Source organism: Pontibacter indicus, assembly GCF_900156345.1.
In the GTDB taxonomy this organism is placed as follows: Bacteria; Bacteroidota; Bacteroidia; order Cytophagales; family Hymenobacteraceae; genus Pontibacter; species Pontibacter indicus.
In genome coordinates this window covers 1,195,907-1,214,563 of sequence record NZ_FTPP01000002.1, presented here as the reverse complement: position 1 = coordinate 1,214,563, position 18,657 = coordinate 1,195,907, and the positions used below count along the sequence as shown (strand labels likewise).

The window sequence follows — 18,657 nt, the reverse complement described above, 5'->3', positions numbered from 1 at the left end:
GGTTCTCTTTGTAGATGTTTGTATCAAAATAAAACGCTATGGAAAATCAGATCAAAATCAGACGCTACGAGTTCGATTGGCTACGGGTGCTGGCCTTTTCGCTCCTCATCTTTTACCACACTGGCATGTACTTCGTCAGCTGGGACTGGCACGTCAAGAACCCGGTCATCAGCGAGAAGCTGGAGGTGCCGATGATCTTTATGAGCCAGTGGCGCATGTCGCTCATTTTCCTGGTGTCGGGCGTGGGCGTATACTTTGCAATGGGGTTCCGGAGCGCCGGCACTTTTGCCAAAGACAGACTGAAGCGCATTTTACTTCCCCTGGTTATCGGTATGCTGCTGGTAGTGCCGCCACAGGTATACTTTGAGCGGGCAGTGCAGGGCACGGCCACCGATTACCTGAGCTTTTACCCTTCTATTTTTGAATTTGAGCCCTACCCGCAAGGCAACTTCAGCTGGCATCACCTCTGGTACCTGGCCTACATCTTCTGCTACAGTCTGCTGCTTTTGCCACTCCTGGCATACCTGCGCCGGGCCACCGTACGGGGGACAGGTATACGGGGCTGGATGCTATTGGCCGTCCCGACGCTGTGGCTTGGTTTGGGTGGCGTGCTGCTAAACGAGCGCTTCCCGGCTACCAACGCCCTGATCGATGACTGGGCCAACCATTTCCTCTATATCACAGTTTTTCTGATCGGCTTCCTTTTGATGAAACTTCCCTCATTGCAGGAAAAGGTGAGAAAACTGCGCTGGTACAGTTTGAGCCTCGCAGGTATAACCCTGACCATTCTGTATACCTTTTACTGGTTTAAGGATAGGGACCTGGGTGATGCAGAACTGGCTCTGTATTATATGCTGCAGCAAAGCAACCGGTGGTTTTGGCTGATGGTGATACTGGGATTCGCCATGCAGCACCTCAATCTGAAAAACAAATACCTGGCGCAGGCCAACGAGATGGTATACCCATTTTACATCCTGCACCAGACCGTGATCGTGGCATTGGGCTATTACCTGCTGCAGGCAAACTGGAGCATCGGCTTTAAGTTTACCTTCATGAGCCTGAGCACCTTCGTCATCTGCTTCCTGCTGATCCGTTACCTGATCATGCCGTTTAATTGGCTCCGTATACCTTTCGGCATGAAATCCATTCAGAGAAATGAAGCGCAGCACTTTGCGGGGCTGAATGTCGAGAAGAAAAAGGAAAGTAAGCCCGTTGTGAGCAGTTAGGAGGGTCAGAACTGATGTCCGGGAAGTAAAGACAGTAGGAAAATTATCGCTAACTCTTCTCCCACATACCAGCCATCACTACCTCCAGCAGGTGCTCGTCGGGGTCGCGGAAGTAGAATGACAGGAAGCCGCGACCCCAATCGTACTCCTGCTCCACCGCTATACCTGCTTCCACTACTTTGCTCTTCCAGCCTTCATAGTCATCCCGGCTTACCTCGAAAGCCAGGTGCAGTTGGCCCGAGCCGAAGTGAGGCGGCAGTGTGCCTCCTTTTCTGGAGGCCTCTGGCAGGAAGCAAAGCAGCACCGACTCACCGGCCCTGAAGAAGATGTGCCGGTCTTTCACCTCCCCAATTACGGGCAACCCTAGCTTGCCATTATAAAACTGTCGGCTGCGCTCCAGGTCAGCTATATACAGGCAGGTTTCTTTTATTTTCTTGATCTCCATGGCATCGCTTCGAAAACGTTTATCCGGTAAAAAAGCAGTTATTTCCAGTTTGTACGCAACCACAGGGCTTTTGCTTTCCGTTATACCTAGGCGCGCTCACTGTTTTTATACACCACTATGAAGCTTATGCTGAAAATACTTGCCTTTTTTATACCTGTGATGGTAGCCCTCTTTTACTTTATAGGGAGGCCTGCAGAACCTGTTACCAATTCTGAAGCTGCTCCCGGCAAACTGGTGAGGCTAGCCAAACTTCCTTCCGTGGTAAGCGAAAGCTCCGGGGTTGAGTTTATACCTGAGCGCGACGCCTATGTTACCCACAACGATGCCGGCAACAAACCTCACCTCTACCTGGTCGACCGCAAAGGGAAACTGATCGAGACGATTAAGCTGCAGCTGCCAAACGTAGACTGGGAAGACCTGGCGCGAGACAGCGATGGCAATATCTACATAGCCGATACGGGCAATAACAACAACAAACGCAAGGAGCTGGCCATCTACAAACTCCAACTCGATAAGCCGGATCAAATCGAGGCCATTCGGTTCACCTACGAAGACCAGAAAGATTTCCCGCCTTCGGATAAAAACATGAACTATGACGTAGAAGCCATTTTCTGGCAGGGCGGCAAGATCTACCTGGTATCGAAGGATAGGGGCAGGAAAGAGACGGCCAAGGTATACGAGCTGCCCGATAGCGAAGGCCGGTATAAAGCCAAACTGTTGGGAAGTCACAAACTGGGCGTGCCGGTGACCGGCGCAGCCAGCAGTGCCGATGGCAGCACCGTGGCGCTCGTGAGTGAAGGCGGCCTGCACATTTTCCGTAACGTAAGCGATCCGGCCACTTTTTACAAAGGCGACTACCAGAAGGTGAACATCAAACAGGCCGGGCAAACGGAGGCAGTGGCATTTGAGAATAAAAACACGCTCGTGATCACGAGTGAAGAAGGTGGCTTGTTCCGATATAGCCTGAACTAATAGCCTATACCTACCAAAAGCAAAAAACGGCCAGCAGAACTGCTGGCCGTTTCTATTTCTTGAAATGCTTTTACTTTTTGGCAGTTTCCCGGGTAAGTTTCCCGCCGGGTAGGGCCGGCTTCGGATTTTGCCATACCCTGAACAGGATGATCAGACCAATGATGATCAGCGGGATGCTCAACTGCTGCCCAATGTTCAAGGCCATCGTCGTCTCTTTTTCTACCTGCACTTCTTTCAGGAACTCCACCAGGAAACGGAACGTGAACAGGGCCGTCACGAAAATACCGAACAGCAAACCTTTAGGCAGCGCCTCTTTGTATTTCTTCCAGAGCCAGTAGAGCAGCACAAACAGCAGGAACACACTGAACGATTCATACAACTGCGTCGGGTGGCGCGGCACGTGCGAGTATTCGCTCTGGCGCACAAAAATAAAGCCCCACGGCAGGTCAGTCGGACGGCCGAAGATCTCCGAGTTCATCAGATTGCCCAGTCGGATGAGCGCACCACCGAGGGCCACAACGATCACGATCCGGTCCAGCACCCACATGTAGTCGAAGTTGTGCTTGCGGCTGAACAGCCACAAGGCCAGCAGAATACCAATGGTAGCCCCATGGCTGGCCAACCCGCCTTCCCAGATCTTGAGGATCTCAATTGGGTTGCTCAGGTAGTACTCAGGTTGGTAAAACAAGGTATGGCCCAAGCGTGCGCCTACCACCGTACCGATGATCATGTACAGGGTGATGATGTCCACATCGCCTTCCGTGCGACCTTCTGCCACGTAAATTTTGGTCAGAATGCGTTGACCGAACACGAACGCCAGCGCGAACAGGAGTCCGTACCAGCGTACTTCAAAGGCCCCGATGGAAAAGATGGAAGGACTGACGTCCCAAGTTATATAGTTCAGAATGCTCATATACAGCGGTATGGTTCTGCCAAAGTTACAATAATTAGCAAAGCGAAAAAACCGCCGCCGGACAGGTAGAGGTATATTTATCCACAGGTATAGCCACTAACGAAAAAGGCACCACCCCACCCCGCGCCTGCAGGTATAGGTTGGTGCCCTTTGTAGGTATGGCTGTCTGCTGTTATTTCAGCCTGCTCAGCTCCTCCCGGAAACCGCCGCTCAGGATCGGATAACGGAGCCAACTGCGCGGATCCAGGTTATAGTCGTCGAGGTGGAAGCCCGGGGCGTAGCGTTCGCGCTTCCACTGGTTGCGCGACCACAAGGTATAGAACTTATGCACATAGGCCTTCAGCGACTTAAGGGGCGCCACGTTCTCCTTTTCCAACTGCTCCACCACCTGCTGCGGCGACAATCGGTCGTACCAGGCCAGGCGCTCAATCTTGTTCAGGATTTCGTACGGCATCAGGTCCTTCTCGTCTGTCTGTGCTTCGGAGGCAGGGCGCAGTTCAGCCGTTGGCTGTAGGTTGTTCACATAATCAAGGCCCAGGTAACCGAGCTCTTCCTGCATCCAGATCAGGAACTGGCGAACGAAAGCCTTGTCTATACCTGCGATAGGAGAAATACTGCCCGCCGTGTCACCGTCCATGGTGGCGTAGCCCACTGATGCCTCGCTTCGGTTAGAAGTGGCCAGCAACAGGGCATTTTTGATGTTGGCCAGCATCCAGATGGCGGGAGCACGCACGCGGGCCTGTATGTTCTGCAACGCAAGGTCATCGTGCTCCCAGGTCAGTTCACGCTCCAGGGCGTTTTCTATTTTAGCGGTATAGCCTTTCACTTCCTCGTCGATGGTCCAGTCGTGGAACACCGCCCCGATAGACTCGGCCAGTTCTTTAGCGGAGGTATAGGTAGCGTCAGAAGAGTTGACCGTACCCTGATAGGCGCAAGTGAGGATACGCCCAACCAGCTGCTTGACCACCTGGTCCTGCGGAAGTCCCTCAAAATACTCGGCATCCTTCAACGGGAACATACGGGCCTTGGTCACAAATCCGGTCACACCCAGGTTGGCTACTCCACGGCGCACCATTTCGGCCACCGCCACTGCGCAGCACGACGAATCGGCGCCACCGCTCAGCGACAACACAAAACCACGACTACGACTCTTGCGCATATAGTCGAACAGCCCTAGGCTCAGGGCAGCGATCAGTTCGGCATTTTCGTCTATAGGCGGCAGGTACTCGATTGTCTCCGCTATTTCAGGGTTGGCTCCGAAGCTTACTTCCGCGCATTCCAGGTCCACGTCCTTGAAACTAAGCAACTCATTACGGCGAATCAACTTGCCATTTTGCGCGATGAGTACCTCGCCATCGAAGATCACACGGCCCGACTCGTTGCCGAGCAGGTTGGCGTACAGGTAAGCGCATTGGTATTTTTGGGAGGCCTCAACCACGAGGCGGTATCGCAGGTCCGTTTTGCTGAGGGCGAAGTGGCTGGCACTTGGGTTCAGGATCAGCTGTACGCCTTTTGGCATGTGGCGCTCGGCCGGGCGGTTGGGTCGCCAGGCGTCTTCGCATATTTCGAAGGCGTATTTCACGCCCTTCTCTTCGTACACAATGTCGCCGATCGGGTAGCGCTTGCCTTTCATCTCGAACTCTTCTACCACGTTGGCTGGCCACGGCGTGAACCAGCGCGGCTCGTAGTGGATGCCGTCGCGGGCCAGAAACTGCTTGGCCGTGAAACCGACGATCTCTTTGTTCTTGATGACGCAGGCTGTATTAAAAACATCCTTCCCCAAAATCACATGCACACCCACGCACACGGTGATGTTGTCGCACCACTCCTTTACCTGCAGGAGCTTCTCGAAGGCCTCCTCGGCAAACCAGGGGTGCAGGAACATATCTTCGCAGCCGTAGCCCGTAATGCAGAGCTCAGGCAACAGCAGAATATCGACATTACGTGCAGTCGCCTCGATGATGGCAGATCGGATATTCAGTAGGTTGGCTTCCCAGTCGAGGGGGGTCTGATTAAGGGCGGCCCCAGCCAGTATCAGTTTAGTCTCTTCCATAGTGTGTTCTCTAACGCAACAATATGGAAGCAAGTTAAGCTTTGGCATCCAAATAACGAACCCCTATACCTACAACAGGTATAACCTGAGTCCTGCGGAGCGCACCTAGGTATAGACAGGGCGCAGCCCCAAACCAGTTATCAGAAACTGAGTAGGATGCTTGAAAAGACAGCGACCGATTAAACGACGGCGGTTTGTATGAAATTGAAATAAAGGAAAACTGGCAGGACTGCACAGGCATTTGCATGCACAGCTGGTATCTGCTTGGGGAACTAGCCCTAGCTGATGTTGAGAATTTCCAGTGCCTTTTCGGCTGCGGCCTGATCGGCTTTTTTCTTCGAAAGACCTACGCCCACAGCTACCGGTTTATCGTTCAGGTAGATCTCGCAGGTAAACTCGGTGGTGTTGCCCTGGTTTTTGCGGTTCACGATCTCGAAGCGAATTTCGGCATTCTGGCTTTGGGCCCACTCGATGAGCTTGCTCTTGAAGTTAGAGGTGGTGTTGACCAGTTTGTGCAGGTCCACATGTGGCTTGATCAGCTTGCCCAGTATGAACTGCCGTGTAGTTGCATAGCCTTTGTCCAGGTAGATGGCTCCCACCAGCGCCTCCAGGGCGTTGCCATGCACTGATTTGTGTCGGGCGCTTTGTCCCCCCGAATTGTCCACCTTCACCAACAGGTTCAGGCCTATCTTAATGGCAATGTGGTTGAGTGACTCACGGTTTACGATCCGTGAGCGCATCTCTGTCATAAAGCCCTCGTCTTCATAGGGGAATTTCTTGAAAAGCAGTTCCGCCACAACCGTACCCAATACCGCATCGCCCAGAAACTCCAGTCGCTCATTGGTGTCGTGCTTGCTGGCCAGGTTCTGCCGCGCAAAGGACGTGTGTGTGAGCGCCAGTTTGTACAGGCGTATGTTATCTGGTGTGCTGCCAATAATCCCGGAAATAGCGCGCACTAACTCTCTATCCTTGGTAAATAGGCTGTGATAGAAGCGCCGTACTGGTTTTATTGGTCCAAACACCTAGTCGATAAATTGACGGAATAAAACGGAAGTATTGTGCCCGCCGAAGCCAAACGTGTTGCTGAGCGCCACCTTCACTTCGCGCTCCTGCGCTTTGTTGAAGGTAAAGTTCAGACCTGGGTCAAAGCTCTCATCATCGGTAAAGTGATTGATGGTTGGCGGCACCAGGTTGTTTTGGATCGACATGATCGCAGCAATGGCCTCGATCGCACCAGCAGCACCCAGCAGGTGACCTGTCATAGACTTAGTAGAGCTGATGTTGAGCTTGTAGGCGTGGTCACCAAACACCGTCTGGATGGCTTTCACCTCGCTGATGTCTCCGAGTGGCGTAGAAGTACCGTGCACGTTGATGTAGTCTACCTCCTCCGGCTTGATGTTGGCGTCGCGCAGTACGTTCTTCATCACGTTCAGGGCACCCATTCCATCCGGATGTGGTGCTGTGATGTGGTAGGCGTCTGCTGACATACCGCCACCGATCACCTCGGCGTAGATCTTGGCGCCACGTGCTTTGGCATGTTCGTACTCTTCCAGGATGAGGGCACCTGCGCCTTCACCCAACACAAAACCATCGCGGTCTTTGTCGAATGGGCGGGAAGCCGTCTCCGGTGAGTCATTGCGCTCTGAAAGGGCTTTCAGGGCGTTGAAGCCTCCTATACCTGCTTCGGTTACAGCTGCCTCAGAGCCACCGGTTACCACCACATCGGCCATACCCAGACGGATATAGTTGAAAGAGTCGATGATGGCGTTGGTAGCAGATGCACAGGCAGAAACCGTAACGAAGTTAGGTCCACGGAAGCCGTACTTAATTGAAATGTGACCGGCACTGATGTCTGCGATCATCTTCGGGATGAAGAAAGGATTGAATCGCGGCGTACCGTCACCGTTGGCAAAGTTCACGCACTCCTCTTGGAATGTGCGCAGACCGCCGATGCCAGATCCCCAGATCACGCCTACGCGGTCAGGGTTAACATTTCCCTCGATCAGGTTCGCGTCCTGAACCGCCTCGTCAGCCACCACCATGGCGAACTGAGAGAACAGGTCCATCTTACGCGCTTCCTTACGGTCGAAGTAATTTTCAGGATCGTATCCCTTTACTTCACAGGCAAACTGGGTCTTAAACTTACTCGCATCAAAGCGTGTAATAGGCGCAGCTCCACTCACACCATTGGCCAGCCCGTTCCAGTATGCTGCAACGTTGTTTCCAAGTGGGGTGAGTGCGCCAAGCCCTGTAACTACAACTCTCTTAAGCTCCATAAGCTGCTAGTAGAGGATAGATAGTAAAAATTACTTAATAGAAAATAAGATAATCGGGGTTATATTACTTTGCGTGCTCTTCCAGGTAGCTGATCGCCTGACCTACAGTGGCAATGTTCTCAGCCTGGTCATCTGGAATAGATACGTTGAATTCCTTTTCGAATTCCATGATAAGCTCTACTGTATCCAGTGAATCAGCGCCAAGGTCGTTTGTGAAGCTAGCCTCTGGAGTAACTTCTGACTCTTCAACACCAAGCTTATCGATGATGATAGCCTTTACTTTTTCTGCGATTTCTGACATTTTTTCTTATAGTTTATTAAAACACTGTGCAAAGAAATGTAATTAGGCAGACAATGTCAAAAAAAATTGCTCTATTCGCTAAGTGATAAAAGTTTTTGCCGGAAAGGTCGTTTTCCACTGCCATGTTTATAAATTTGCAATTGACGGTATACCTGGCTCATGAAAACCCTGCACCTGGACATAGAGTATGATTTCAGCTTCGCCCTTTTCGGCGTGGTTGCCTCATGCCGCGATTACAAAATGGCCTGGTCACTTAACCGTCTTCTGAGGCTTAACCTCACCCGCCGACGAGACCTGTGCTACGAAATGATGGACCGGCAGAAGATGTACATTTCGCATTACGAGCACAACGACGAGCACAGCACGGTGCGCCTGTTCCGAAACAAGGCACTGGGTACCCTCACTGCCAAAAGGCCCTTTATGCTCCCCGATGTAAAAGAATATGACTACATTCTGCAAATAACGGGAGCGCTGCAGCAGTACCTTCACCCGCAGGAGCTCCTGAACAGACTCCATAGCCTGCCCATCATTCAATATACTAAACAATTCGATCCACTTACACTTAAGTACAAGGAACACTTACTATTCTGAATTATGAAGATAATCTTCAACAAGACCAAAGTACTGGCCACTGTTGGCCCTGCCAGCAATACCTTTGACCGACTGCTTGCGCTGGTACAGGAAGGCGTTGACGCTTTCCGACTGAACTTCTCACATGGTGAGCATGAAGAACATTTGCAGGTAATCGAACACATTCGTGAATTGAACCGCCGCTTCAACACCAATGTCTGCATCGTGCAGGACTTACAGGGACCCAAGATCCGCATTGGCGAAGTTGAAAACGGTGGCGTAGAAATAAAAGAGGGCCAGCGCGTGATCATGCGCTGCGACGGTTCCGTGAGCAACCACGAACACCTGGCCACCAACTATACCGAGCTTGCAAGAGACGTAAACCCGGGCGACACCATCTTGCTGGACGACGGCAAACTGGAGCTGAAGGTAATCTCTACTGACAAAAATAAGGAAGTGGAAGCCGAGGTGAAATATGGCGGCGTGGTGAAACCCCGCAAAGGCATCAACCTGCCCGACTCCATTGTTTCGGCCCCATCCCTTACCGAAAAGGACCTGCGTGACTTGCACTTCGGTCTGGATCATGATGTAGAATGGGTGGCCCTTTCGTTTGTACGCAAGGTGGAAGATGTGCGGGAAATCAAGCGCATCATTCGGGAGCGTGGCAAGGATACCCGCGTGATCGCCAAAATCGAGAAGCCGGAAGCGCTTCGCAACATCGACGCCATCATTGCAGAGTCTGACGCCCTGATGGTAGCGCGCGGTGACCTGGGCGTGGAAACAGGTATGGAGCGTGTGCCGATGTTTCAGAAGATGATTGTGGAGAAGTGTAACAAGGCCGCCAAGCCAGTGATTATCGCGACCCAGATGATGGAAAGCATGATCGTGAACCCGAAGCCGACCCGCGCGGAAACCAACGACGTAGCCAACGCCGTGATTGACGGTGCCGACACGCTGATGCTGAGCGCTGAAACAGCGGTGGGCGCTTACCCGGTAGAGACGATCCGCTCGATGAACTTAACTATCAGCGAGGTGGAGCGGCAGGCCGACATCTTCAACAAGAACTACATCCTGAACCCGCACTCCGACACTTTCTATAACGACAGCCTGGTGGCCAACGCCTGCAACCTTGCCCGCGACACGAATGCCCGTGCCGTCATTGGTATGACCAAGTCAGGCTACACGGCCTTCCAGCTGGCAAAGTACCGCACGAGAGCCGACATTTTCATTTTTACAGAAAACGAGCGCCTGCTCACTACGCTTAACTTGGTGTGGGGTATTCGTGGCTTCTACTACGACAAGTTTGAGTCTACTGACGCCACCATCGAGGATATCAAGCAAATGCTCCTGAAAGCTGGTTACCTGACCAAAGGCGATGTATTCATCAATACAGCAAGTATGCCGATTTACGAGCAGAAGCGCACAAACATGATCAAGCTGAGTATTGCTTAGGATAGTAAGTTCTTGATTCAGGAAATCCTGGGGTTGCTATCACAGCCTCAGGATTTTTTGTTTTTGGCGGGGCTATACCTGAGGTTTCTGTAGTCACTGTACACAAGGTGTGTTCTTCAACAGGCCAGTTGGGATACGCACCATGATGTTAATACCCTCACTCCTGACTGCTTCATAGGGATCTCTATCTCGAAATATAGGTATAACAGGTATAGAGTCATACCGCAAGTTTAGCGTCAGCGCAACTTGTGGTGGCACATGGGGCCAGTTTGCAACTGGCGTAGCGGCAGCCTTCAGGTATAGTAAGCTGCTTTGCTTTGTAGCTTCGCCTGTGCGGCGAGCACCTACTTTTTTCCTTGATGAAAAAATCGAGGGCCCCTACCCCAGTAGGCAAAAAAATCAAGACGCTCCAAATCGGGGGCTCATACCCCCACTCGCTGAACGCTCTTGACAGGGGGCCCCCTTCACCCCCAACAGTAGAGCGTCGTAAAGTGCACCTGGCCAATGCTGTCTGTTTCATCGTGAGCATGCAAGTTACTCTTGTTATACCTGCCAAGGGTGTATGACAGAAACAAAGAAGTTATACCTAAGAACTGGCTGTAGTAGAAAAGTCCCCCTTGGAGGTAGGGTCCCTATTTAAATCCTGAGGATTCTGATTCAGAGGACTCTACCTGACAGAAAACACAAAAAGCCTTACACGCATGTGTAAGGCTTCGAAATGGTATTCCGGCAAAAACCTAGGCTGCAGCCAGGCTGTTAACGAACTTAGCCAGTTTCGACTTGTTGTTAGCAGCTTTGTTTTTGTGGATGATGTTTTTCTTTGCCAGACGGTCAAGCATAGAAGAAACTGTCTTGTACAGTTCTTGCGCCTCGGCCTGGTCAGTAGTGCCTTTCAGCTTTTTAATGAAAGTACGAGTAGTTTTCGCCTGATATCTGTTACGAAGACGTTTCGCGTCGTTAGATCTGATTCTCTTTAATGCCGACTTGTGATTAGCCATGTTATTTTATACTAATTAAAATTTCGTTGCGTATCCTGAATGAGTTTGCAAAGATATATTCTTTGAAATTAAATTCCAAAACCTCCCTGCTATTAAAAATACCCGACCCGGTATTTATTGCAGTACCGGGATAAATCCGGCCTGAATATCGGAGCCATGCGGACGCAAAACTACACTTAATTAGCCTCAAAACCATAGCACTCTGGCGTTTCTTTCTGCTGATCGCTCTCCCCTGCTCCAGAATAAAGCTTCCTGTAACCCATACAGGGTATAGAAACTGAAAAAGCCTGAGTCCACAGCAATTGCCGCAGCCCCAGGCTTTGTCTTCAGCTAAAAATAAGCTTTTTAGTTGTTTTTTCTATCTACATCAACGTCTACGTCAATGTCACCGATACGCTTCTGTACTTTGTCTTCTGTACGTTTCCAGCTGTCTTTTACTTCCTGCCACTCACGCTTGGCTTCATCGTCCCAAGTGTCGCTCTTGGCGTCTAGCTCAGCTTCGCGGCGGTTATATTCTGCTTTCATTTCGCGCCACTCTTCTTCGGTAGCGGTCTCAGCGCGTGAAGACTGATCGTTCACCCATGCCGAGAATTCATCATATTCACGCTCGGCTTCTACGCCTGTCTCGTTCATTTCTACCTGTGCTTCATCAATCTCGCTGTTAGTCTCGTTACGAGTTTCGGAGCTACAGGCAAAGGTAAATGCACTAACTGTTAGCGCCATACCTAGTACTTTAAGATTTGATTTTATATTCATCTTAGAATAATCGTTGGTTATAATGCCTTATACGCGCTCAATCAACTTTAGGAATAGTAATATTTAAAGTAAAGCATATAAAAGTATAGAGTTTTTATATATAGGGGTTGCTTTAATTCCTACTGCTCCAGATTTTCCTGTTCTGTATCGAACTCTGGCTCTCCCTCGGTTGCCCTGAACCGGGCACCAACCCGACCAGCGGTCTCCTGCCACTGGGCTTGCACTTTCTCCCACTCCGCTTTGGTCTGATCATCCCAATCGCTGCTACGCTTTTCTATTTCGGTGGCTTTGCGGTTGTACTCGGCTTCCATCTCGTTCCATTCTTCTTCGGTGGCGGTTTCGGCGCGAGTGCTGTTTTCGTCTACCCAGGTCGTGAACTCCTCCACCTCACGATTGGCACTATGCCGTGTTTCAGAAGTGCAGGCTATTGTAAGTCCCGCGAGCAGGCAGGCCAGCATCCACGTTTTTATTTGTTTTATAAACTCCATTTTATTCTATTCTGTTAGTGTTATGTAAAGAATACGACGAAAGCGGCTCACTGATGTAGCGCCGCGTCTGTAAAGGCCGTAATTTTGAATTTTTCGTATTAAATATAATAGACCCCTATACCTGATGCCGATCCTACCCTCACAGCACAAACCGCCTTTTTACCTTTTCAACGGGCACATCCAGACGATTGTGCCCAGCTTATTTCGGCAGGTGGAAGGCGTGAACTACCAGCGCGAGCGGCTCACCACCCCCGACGATGACTTCCTGGATGCCGACTGGTCACGCGTTGACTCCCGGTCACTGGCCATCCTCTCGCATGGGCTGGAGGGTGACTCGCACCGGCCTTACATCATGGGTATGGTGAAGGCGCTGAACGAACGCGGCGTGGACGCATTGGCCTGGAATTACCGCAGCTGCAGCGGCGAGCCCAACAAGCTCCTCCGCTCCTATCACCTGGGCGCCTCCGACGACCTCGACTTCGTGGTGCGCCATGCCCTGGACAGCGGAAACTACGAGACCGTATACCTGATCGGCTTCAGTGCAGGCGGCAACATCAGCCTGAAATACTTGGGCGAAGACCCGGAAAAGGTACCCTCCGAAGTGAAACGGGCCACCGTTTTTTCAGTGCCCATCGACCTGAAGAGCTCTGCCAAACGCATCTCCAAGATCTATACCCAACGCTTCCTGAAATCCTTGGGTCAGAAACTGGAGCAGAAAAAGGAAATGTACCCAGAGGCCCTGGATCTCAGCAACTACAGTCTGTTCTGGTCCTTTCCGGAGTTCGACGACAAGTATACAGCCCCGCTCCACGGCTTCGAAAACGCGGAAGATTACTACCGTCGGTCGAGCAGCAAGCAGTTTCTGGAGCATATACAAGTACCCACGCTTTTAGTGAACGCCCAAAACGATCCCTTCCTGACTAGCTCCTGCTTCCCATTCGAAGCGGCGGACAAGAACCCCTACCTATACCTGGAAACACCTGAAGGAGGCGGCCACGTGGGCTTTGCCGAGGACTTCCGGAACAACGTTTACTACTCCGAGGCCAGGGCCGTGCAGTTCTTGTTAGAGGGAGAGTAATCTGTTTAGCTTTTAGAAGCCAGGCGGCTCTTGCTCCAGCAGCAACAGCGCCTCGTATGGGTCTCCTTCCAAGCTCAACAACTGTGCGAAGGCAGGTTCTGTCTTGTATCCTTGTAGTTTCAGCTGGATTACCTGTTGTTTGAATGCTTCTCCATGCTGCAGCAGGAGTTTGTGCTCTATCAGCATGTGCCTGTAAGCAGCCTGTCGGTGGGAGGGCACTGGCTGACCGAAGATTTCTACAACAAAACCATCTACTTCAAAACCAGCGATCATAGATGGAATGCCTCCTATGGTTTTCTCGCGAAGCGTAAAAAAGGGATAGGCAGAAAAATGCTCTGAGACGGACTTTAGGAAAATGCCCTTGTCTATCCAGCAGCAAACTATGTCGAGATCGCTCTGTGCTGTGTCTATAGCAAGCGGGATGGTACCGGCCAGTAGCGGCTGATAGGGCGCCAGCTTTTCGAATAGCTTGTGCTGTGTCAACACCCTATAAGCTGCCTGCTGCCGTGTGTTACCATTTTGCAGGTAATCCAGGTTACTAAAATCCTCTATCATTTTCTATCTACGGCATCGGCACCACCACCACTTTCTTTGTCTCAAAAAACTCTTCCGTGAAGTAGTCCTTCAGGTCGTATACCTGCGTGATCAGACCGGACTCCGCTATTTCTTCTTCTAGGTCGCCGCCTTTGAGGTAGTAGATGCCTTTGTCAGGTATAACTTCCCGCTTGAAGCTGTTCATCACCCAGGGGTAGAAGTTGGCCAGTCGGGTCACGGCGCGGCTCACCACGAAGTCGAACTTTTCGCGCACTTGTTCGGCTCGGGTATGGGTCGCGGTTACATTGTGCAAGTGCAACTCGCGGGCAATTTCCTGCACCACGTGTATCTTCTTTCCGATCGAGTCCACCAGGTGAAACTTCACTTCCGGAAACATCACAGCCAGCGGCAAGCCTGGCAAACCTCCGCCTGTACCTACGTCCAACACATGGGCCTGCGCCGGGAACTGAATGACCTTGGCTATACCGAGCGAGTGCAGGATGTGGTGCTCGCCAATGTGCTCCATGTCCTTGCGCGAGATCACGTTGATCTTCTCGTTCCACTCCCGGTACAGTTCGGCCATGCGCTCGTATTTATCGAGCTGGTCTTCGGTAAGCTCCGGAAAGTAACCTGACAGAAGGATGCGGATAGAGATGGACATGGTGTGAGTTAGAAAGTTAGAAAGTTTGGAAGTTAGAAAGTTTAGGAGTTAGAGCGTTTGGGAGTTAGAAAGTTGAAGAAGCTGAATAAATCTAATCTCTTTCTACTTTTCTAACTTTTAAATTTTCTAACTCAAAACAAGGTATAGCGCGCCTGCTAAAACAGCTACCACTACCACTAAGGCCAGCGCCATAAAGAGGTCGAACAGGAGCACCAGACCGGCGTTGCGGTGCTGACCCTCATACCTGCGCTGCAGCTCCTGCTCTCCCTTCGCGCCATACTTTAAGTATAGGTGCAGGCGACCTAACCATACCAGTAGGGCTTCGCTCAGGTTTTGCTTTGTCTGCTGTTGTGGCAAGGTATAGCTGTTGTTTTGTAATATGTTGCTGTAGGTTCCAGGCACTGCAAAAATAGGAAATAAGTCTGGAAATCAGCCCAAAAATAGAGCCCCCGCCGCACAAGGCAACAGGGGCTCTAAAAACGTAATCAATATCTTTTTGAAGATTAAATGGTTGAATTGTTAAATGGTTGGTTCGCAGAATGAATACACCAGCAGGAACAACAATTTAACCATCAACAATTTAACAATTAAATCAAGTGCTTCTTGTTCTTCACCATGTCATACAGCAGCTCGCGGGCGCGGTGCAGCTGGGCTTTTACGGTGCCGAGCGGGGCATTCAGCTCGGTGGCGATCTCTTCGTAGGACAGTTCGTTGAAGTAGCGCAGCGTTACGAGGCGCTGGTACTTCTCGGGTAGCTTGGCTACCACGTACTGCATAATCTCGATTTTCTGGTTCTTGATCGCCTCTTCCTGCGGGTTCAGGTTCTTGTCTTTGAAGTCAATCGTGATCTCGTCGCCGTTGTCGATCTTAATGGCCGAGTCGATGCTCATCGTCTTGATGCGGTTCTTGCGGATAAAGTCGATGCAGTTGTTAGTGGCGATGCGGAACAGCCAGGTACTGAAAGCGTATTCCGGGTTAAATTTATGCAGGTTGCGAAAAGCCTTGGCAAAAGCCTCTATGGTCAAGTCCTCGGCATCGTCGGCGTTGCGCACCATTTTGAGCACCACGTGGTATACCGGCTTCTTGTATATGCTCATCAACTCAGCATAAGCTTTCTCGTCGTTTTCCTCAACAGCCGCCTGTATCAGCTTGAAATCGTGCTTCGCTTTTGCGGAGAATTGTTTGTTTACTTCCATCTGATTCTTTTGTTCAATAGTACGGATACCCCAAGGAGTAGGTAACTAAAAAAATAGGCAATATCGAGCAGCGGCAACAACGGTAAAGAAACGCCCTCTTCTAATCTGCGCGCCACACTTACATAGGTCGGAAACACTACCAGGTAGCGAACTCCGACAAGAGCGGCCAATATAGTCAAATGGCTATTTAGAACAAGAAGAATAATTACCAGTGTATAAAAAAGAATATTGGATGAAATAAAAGCCCCTATTCTCCCTTTGTCTGCCGCATTGTACTGCCTGCCGGCGGCCATGTGCCTTCTCTTTTGCGTCAGCCACTCCCGAAACGTCTTTTTGGGAATGCTGACCGTTTGCCCGTCCTTGCTGATTACAATGCTTGTTTTACTATTGTTGACGGCATCTCTGACAAACAGGTCATCGTCGCCGCCAGTGGTCTTGATATGAGATGCAAACCCCTTGTTCCTAAAGAAACATGACTTAGTATACGATAAGTTTCGGCCGACGCCCATGTAAGCGCGTCCTTTGTTTGCATGAGACAGATACTGAATTGCAGTCAGTAAGGTTTCATACCTGATCAGATGATTTAAGAATCCTCTTAGCTTCTGGTAAGGCGAGTAACCGATAACCAGTTCAGCACCAGCATGATAGCCACTCTGCATTTTTTCAATCCAGCGCTCACTGCAAGGGCGGCAGTCGGCGTCGGTGAACAGCATGTGTTCGTATTTGGCGGCGCGTATGCCCAGGGCCAGCGCGTATTTCTTCGGATTGAGGTACTCCGGCGTCTTTTTGATCGTGACTACCCGGAAGTTCGGGAACTGGCGCTCGAGCTCGTACACGTAAAACTCGGTGTCGTCGGTAGAGCGGTCGTTCACCAGGATGACCTCAAACTCGGGGCACTGCTGATCGAGCAACATCGGCAGCAATTCGAACAGATTGTCCTGCTCGTTGTGCGCCGCCACGATCACCGACACCGGCCGCAGGGTGTCTGTCTCCGGGTCCTTGTACCTGCTCAGGGGCAGGAAGTAAAGCAAAGCATAGTAAAGCTGCACCAGCACGCAGATAGCCAGCACTGCCAGGAGTATAAGTGGAATCAAATTACTTTAATTGTTGATTGTTGGATTGTTAAATTGTTGCCCGCTTGATTTAAAAAAACACGCTGCCACAGTAAGCACGTCCTTCCCCAAATCATCTGGTCAACACAGTTCATCTGCCTGGCGAATGGAACGCACCAGATTCTCCGATCGCTACTGATTCGGAATTTTTAATTCTGCAAAGCACAAGTAACAACCAAAAATAGGCATAATTAAGCCATTAACGAACATCTTCATCATTTAATAATTGTTTATGTTTTGTGGGCCCGCGCTGTGTATCTTTGCAGATTATTTCGATAACCATTTAGCAAAAACCGGCAGCCTCCGGGCCGCTGAACCTTTGGCGTGCTTCTTGTAGCCTAGTGCGCTGACACTCACAGACTATGCAGTTTTCCTTAGTAGCAAAAGATATTCAGTCAAAAGCCCGTGCCGGAGTGGTGCAGACAGCGCATGGCGCCATCGAAACCCCGATCTTCATGCCCGTAGGTACGGCAGGCACCGTGAAAGCGGTTCACCAGCGTGAGCTCAAAGACGACATCAAGGCCGAGATCATCCTGGGCAACACCTACCACCTATACCTGCGCCCGGGCCTCAACATACTGGAGCAGGCCGGCGGTCTGCACAAGTTCAACGGCTGGGACCGCCCGATTCTGACCGACAGCGGCGGCTACCAGGTCTTCTCACTGGCCGGTACGCGCAAGATCAAAGAAGAAGGTGTGAAGTTCAAATCGCACATCGACGGCTCGACACTCAACTTCACACCGGAGAACGTGATGGACACGCAGCGCACGATCGGCGCCGACATCATCATGGCCTTCGACGAGTGCACCCCCTACCCTTGCGACTATACCTATGCCAAGCAATCGATGGAGCGCACGCACCGCTGGCTGCAGCGCTGCGTTGATCGTTTTGACAGCACCGAGCCCAAATACGGCTACGACCAGACACTCTTCCCGATCGTGCAGGGCAGTACTTACAAAGACCTGCGCGTGCAGTCAGCGGAGACCATCGCCAGCTTTGGCCGCGAGGGCAACGCCATCGGCGGCCTGTCGGTGGGCGAGCCGGCCGAGATGATGTATGAGATGACCGAAGTGGTGTGCGACATCCTGCCGGCCGACAAGCCGCGCTACCTGATGGGCGTGGGCACGCCGGCCAACATTCTGGAGAACATCGCGCTGGGCGTGGATATGTTCGACTGCGTACTGCCGACCCGAAACGCCCGCAACGGTATGCTCTTCACCACGCAGGGCATCGTCAACATCCGCAACCAGAAGTGGGCCACCGACCACAGCCCGATCGATGCGGAACTAGGCGGCTATGTGAGCACGTTCTACAGCAAGGCCTACCTTCGCCACCTGATACACAGCGGTGAATACCTGGCCGGCCAGATCGCCAGCGTGCACAACCTGACGTTCTACCTGTGGCTGGTGAAGCAGGCCCGCCAGCACATCATCGCCGGCACTTTCCGCGATTGGAAAGACGTGATGGTGAAAAAACTGATGACACGATTGTAGTTTGAGAGTTAAAGAGTTTAAGGTTTAGAGAGTTAAATGTTTTGCAATATTTTAAACTCCACTATCTTTCTGTTTCCTAAACTCTTTCTGTTTCCTAAACTCCCAAACTCCTAGATTCCTAAACTAAAGAAGC

Annotated in this window: 20 protein-coding genes; 6 read left to right on the top strand and 14 right to left on the bottom strand. The window is 51.2% G+C overall.

Annotated elements, in window-relative coordinates; genetic code table 11:
* The first annotated feature begins 38 nt into the window (after positions 1-38).
* Positions 39-1,226, top strand: a complete 1,188-nt coding sequence (locus tag B0B12_RS14200; protein ID WP_076669857.1) for an acyltransferase family protein — start codon at positions 39-41, stop codon at positions 1,224-1,226.
* 49 nt (positions 1,227-1,275) lie between these two features.
* Here B0B12_RS14200 and B0B12_RS14195 read toward each other — a convergent pair whose 3' ends face one another.
* The gene (locus B0B12_RS14195) at positions 1,276-1,671 is read right to left on the bottom strand and encodes a VOC family protein (RefSeq protein ID WP_076669854.1); all 396 of its coding nucleotides are present in this window, start codon (positions 1,669-1,671) and stop codon (positions 1,276-1,278) included.
* A gap of 126 nt (positions 1,672-1,797) precedes the next feature.
* Here B0B12_RS14195 and B0B12_RS14190 point away from each other — a divergent pair, with 126 nt between their 5' ends.
* The gene (locus tag B0B12_RS14190) at positions 1,798-2,643 is read left to right on the top strand and encodes an NHL repeat-containing protein (RefSeq protein WP_244554715.1); all 846 of its coding nucleotides are present in this window, start codon (positions 1,798-1,800) and stop codon (positions 2,641-2,643) included.
* Positions 2,644-2,713: 70 nt separating this feature from the next.
* On the opposite strand, the gene lgt is transcribed toward B0B12_RS14190, so the two are convergent.
* The 5 genes from lgt to B0B12_RS14165 all read right to left on the bottom strand — a co-directional run bounded on the left by lgt (position 2,714) and on the right by B0B12_RS14165 (position 8,186).
* Positions 2,714-3,556 carry a prolipoprotein diacylglyceryl transferase gene (gene lgt / locus B0B12_RS14185; RefSeq protein ID WP_083704215.1) on the bottom strand — a complete coding sequence of 281 codons (843 nt, stop codon included), beginning with the start codon at positions 3,554-3,556 and terminating at the stop codon, positions 2,714-2,716.
* 172 nt (positions 3,557-3,728) lie between these two features.
* Positions 3,729-5,609 (bottom strand): NAD(+) synthase, encoded by a 1,881-nt coding sequence (gene nadE / locus B0B12_RS14180; RefSeq protein ID WP_076669848.1) that lies wholly within the window; start codon positions 5,607-5,609, stop codon positions 3,729-3,731.
* A gap of 278 nt (positions 5,610-5,887) precedes the next feature.
* Positions 5,888-6,565, bottom strand: coding sequence for a ribonuclease III (gene rnc / locus B0B12_RS14175; RefSeq protein ID WP_244554714.1), 678 nt, complete (start codon positions 6,563-6,565; stop codon positions 5,888-5,890).
* Between the two features lie 66 nt (positions 6,566-6,631).
* Positions 6,632-7,885 (bottom strand): beta-ketoacyl-ACP synthase II, encoded by a 1,254-nt coding sequence (gene fabF, locus B0B12_RS14170; protein WP_076669842.1) that lies wholly within the window; start codon positions 7,883-7,885, stop codon positions 6,632-6,634.
* Positions 7,886-7,949: 64 nt separating this feature from the next.
* On the bottom strand, positions 7,950-8,186 hold the full coding sequence (locus B0B12_RS14165; protein WP_007659745.1) for an acyl carrier protein: 237 nt from the start codon (positions 8,184-8,186) through the stop codon (positions 7,950-7,952).
* A 159-nt stretch (positions 8,187-8,345) separates the two neighbouring features.
* Here B0B12_RS14165 and B0B12_RS14160 point away from each other — a divergent pair, with 159 nt between their 5' ends.
* Entirely contained in the window at positions 8,346-8,777 is a 432-nt protein-coding gene (locus B0B12_RS14160; protein WP_076669839.1) for an IPExxxVDY family protein, read from the top strand.
* Between the two features lie 3 nt (positions 8,778-8,780).
* A complete protein-coding gene (gene pyk / locus B0B12_RS14155) occupies positions 8,781-10,208 on the top strand; it encodes a pyruvate kinase (RefSeq protein ID WP_076669834.1) in 1,428 nt (475 codons plus the stop codon).
* A gap of 737 nt (positions 10,209-10,945) precedes the next feature.
* On the opposite strand, the gene rpsT is transcribed toward pyk, so the two are convergent.
* The 3 genes from rpsT to B0B12_RS14140 form a co-directional block, all read right to left on the bottom strand.
* Positions 10,946-11,206, bottom strand: a complete 261-nt coding sequence (gene rpsT / locus B0B12_RS14150; RefSeq protein ID WP_076669830.1) for a 30S ribosomal protein S20 — start codon at positions 11,204-11,206, stop codon at positions 10,946-10,948.
* Positions 11,207-11,551: 345 nt separating this feature from the next.
* Entirely contained in the window at positions 11,552-11,929 is a 378-nt protein-coding gene (locus tag B0B12_RS14145) for a hypothetical protein (RefSeq protein ID WP_244554713.1), read from the bottom strand.
* Positions 11,930-12,081: 152 nt separating this feature from the next.
* Positions 12,082-12,450, bottom strand: a complete 369-nt coding sequence (locus tag B0B12_RS14140) for a hypothetical protein (RefSeq protein WP_076669824.1) — start codon at positions 12,448-12,450, stop codon at positions 12,082-12,084.
* A 124-nt stretch (positions 12,451-12,574) separates the two neighbouring features.
* Here B0B12_RS14140 and B0B12_RS14135 point away from each other — a divergent pair, with 124 nt between their 5' ends.
* On the top strand, positions 12,575-13,528 hold the full coding sequence (locus B0B12_RS14135; RefSeq protein ID WP_076669822.1) for a YheT family hydrolase: 954 nt from the start codon (positions 12,575-12,577) through the stop codon (positions 13,526-13,528).
* A 12-nt stretch (positions 13,529-13,540) separates the two neighbouring features.
* Here the strand turns inward: B0B12_RS14135 and B0B12_RS14130 are convergent, their stop codons facing one another.
* The 5 genes from B0B12_RS14130 to B0B12_RS14110 form a co-directional block, all read right to left on the bottom strand.
* On the bottom strand, positions 13,541-14,083 hold the full coding sequence (locus B0B12_RS14130; RefSeq protein WP_076669819.1) for a DUF4269 domain-containing protein: 543 nt from the start codon (positions 14,081-14,083) through the stop codon (positions 13,541-13,543).
* A gap of 7 nt (positions 14,084-14,090) precedes the next feature.
* Positions 14,091-14,723 (bottom strand): 16S rRNA (guanine(527)-N(7))-methyltransferase RsmG, encoded by a 633-nt coding sequence (gene rsmG, locus B0B12_RS14125; RefSeq protein WP_170871868.1) that lies wholly within the window; start codon positions 14,721-14,723, stop codon positions 14,091-14,093.
* Positions 14,724-14,849: 126 nt separating this feature from the next.
* Entirely contained in the window at positions 14,850-15,125 is a 276-nt protein-coding gene (locus B0B12_RS14120) for a hypothetical protein (RefSeq protein WP_244554712.1), read from the bottom strand.
* A 185-nt stretch (positions 15,126-15,310) separates the two neighbouring features.
* Entirely contained in the window at positions 15,311-15,919 is a 609-nt protein-coding gene (locus B0B12_RS14115; RefSeq protein WP_007659731.1) for an RNA polymerase sigma factor, read from the bottom strand.
* Positions 15,910-17,013 (bottom strand): glycosyltransferase, encoded by a 1,104-nt coding sequence (locus B0B12_RS14110; RefSeq protein WP_083704214.1) that lies wholly within the window; start codon positions 17,011-17,013, stop codon positions 15,910-15,912. Before B0B12_RS14110 ends, B0B12_RS14115 begins: the two co-directional genes overlap by 10 nt.
* Positions 17,014-17,393: 380 nt before the next feature.
* Here B0B12_RS14110 and tgt point away from each other — a divergent pair, with 380 nt between their 5' ends.
* The gene (tgt, locus tag B0B12_RS14105) at positions 17,394-18,524 is read left to right on the top strand and encodes a tRNA guanosine(34) transglycosylase Tgt (RefSeq protein WP_076669817.1); all 1,131 of its coding nucleotides are present in this window, start codon (positions 17,394-17,396) and stop codon (positions 18,522-18,524) included.
* Positions 18,525-18,657: the final 133 nt, after the last annotated feature.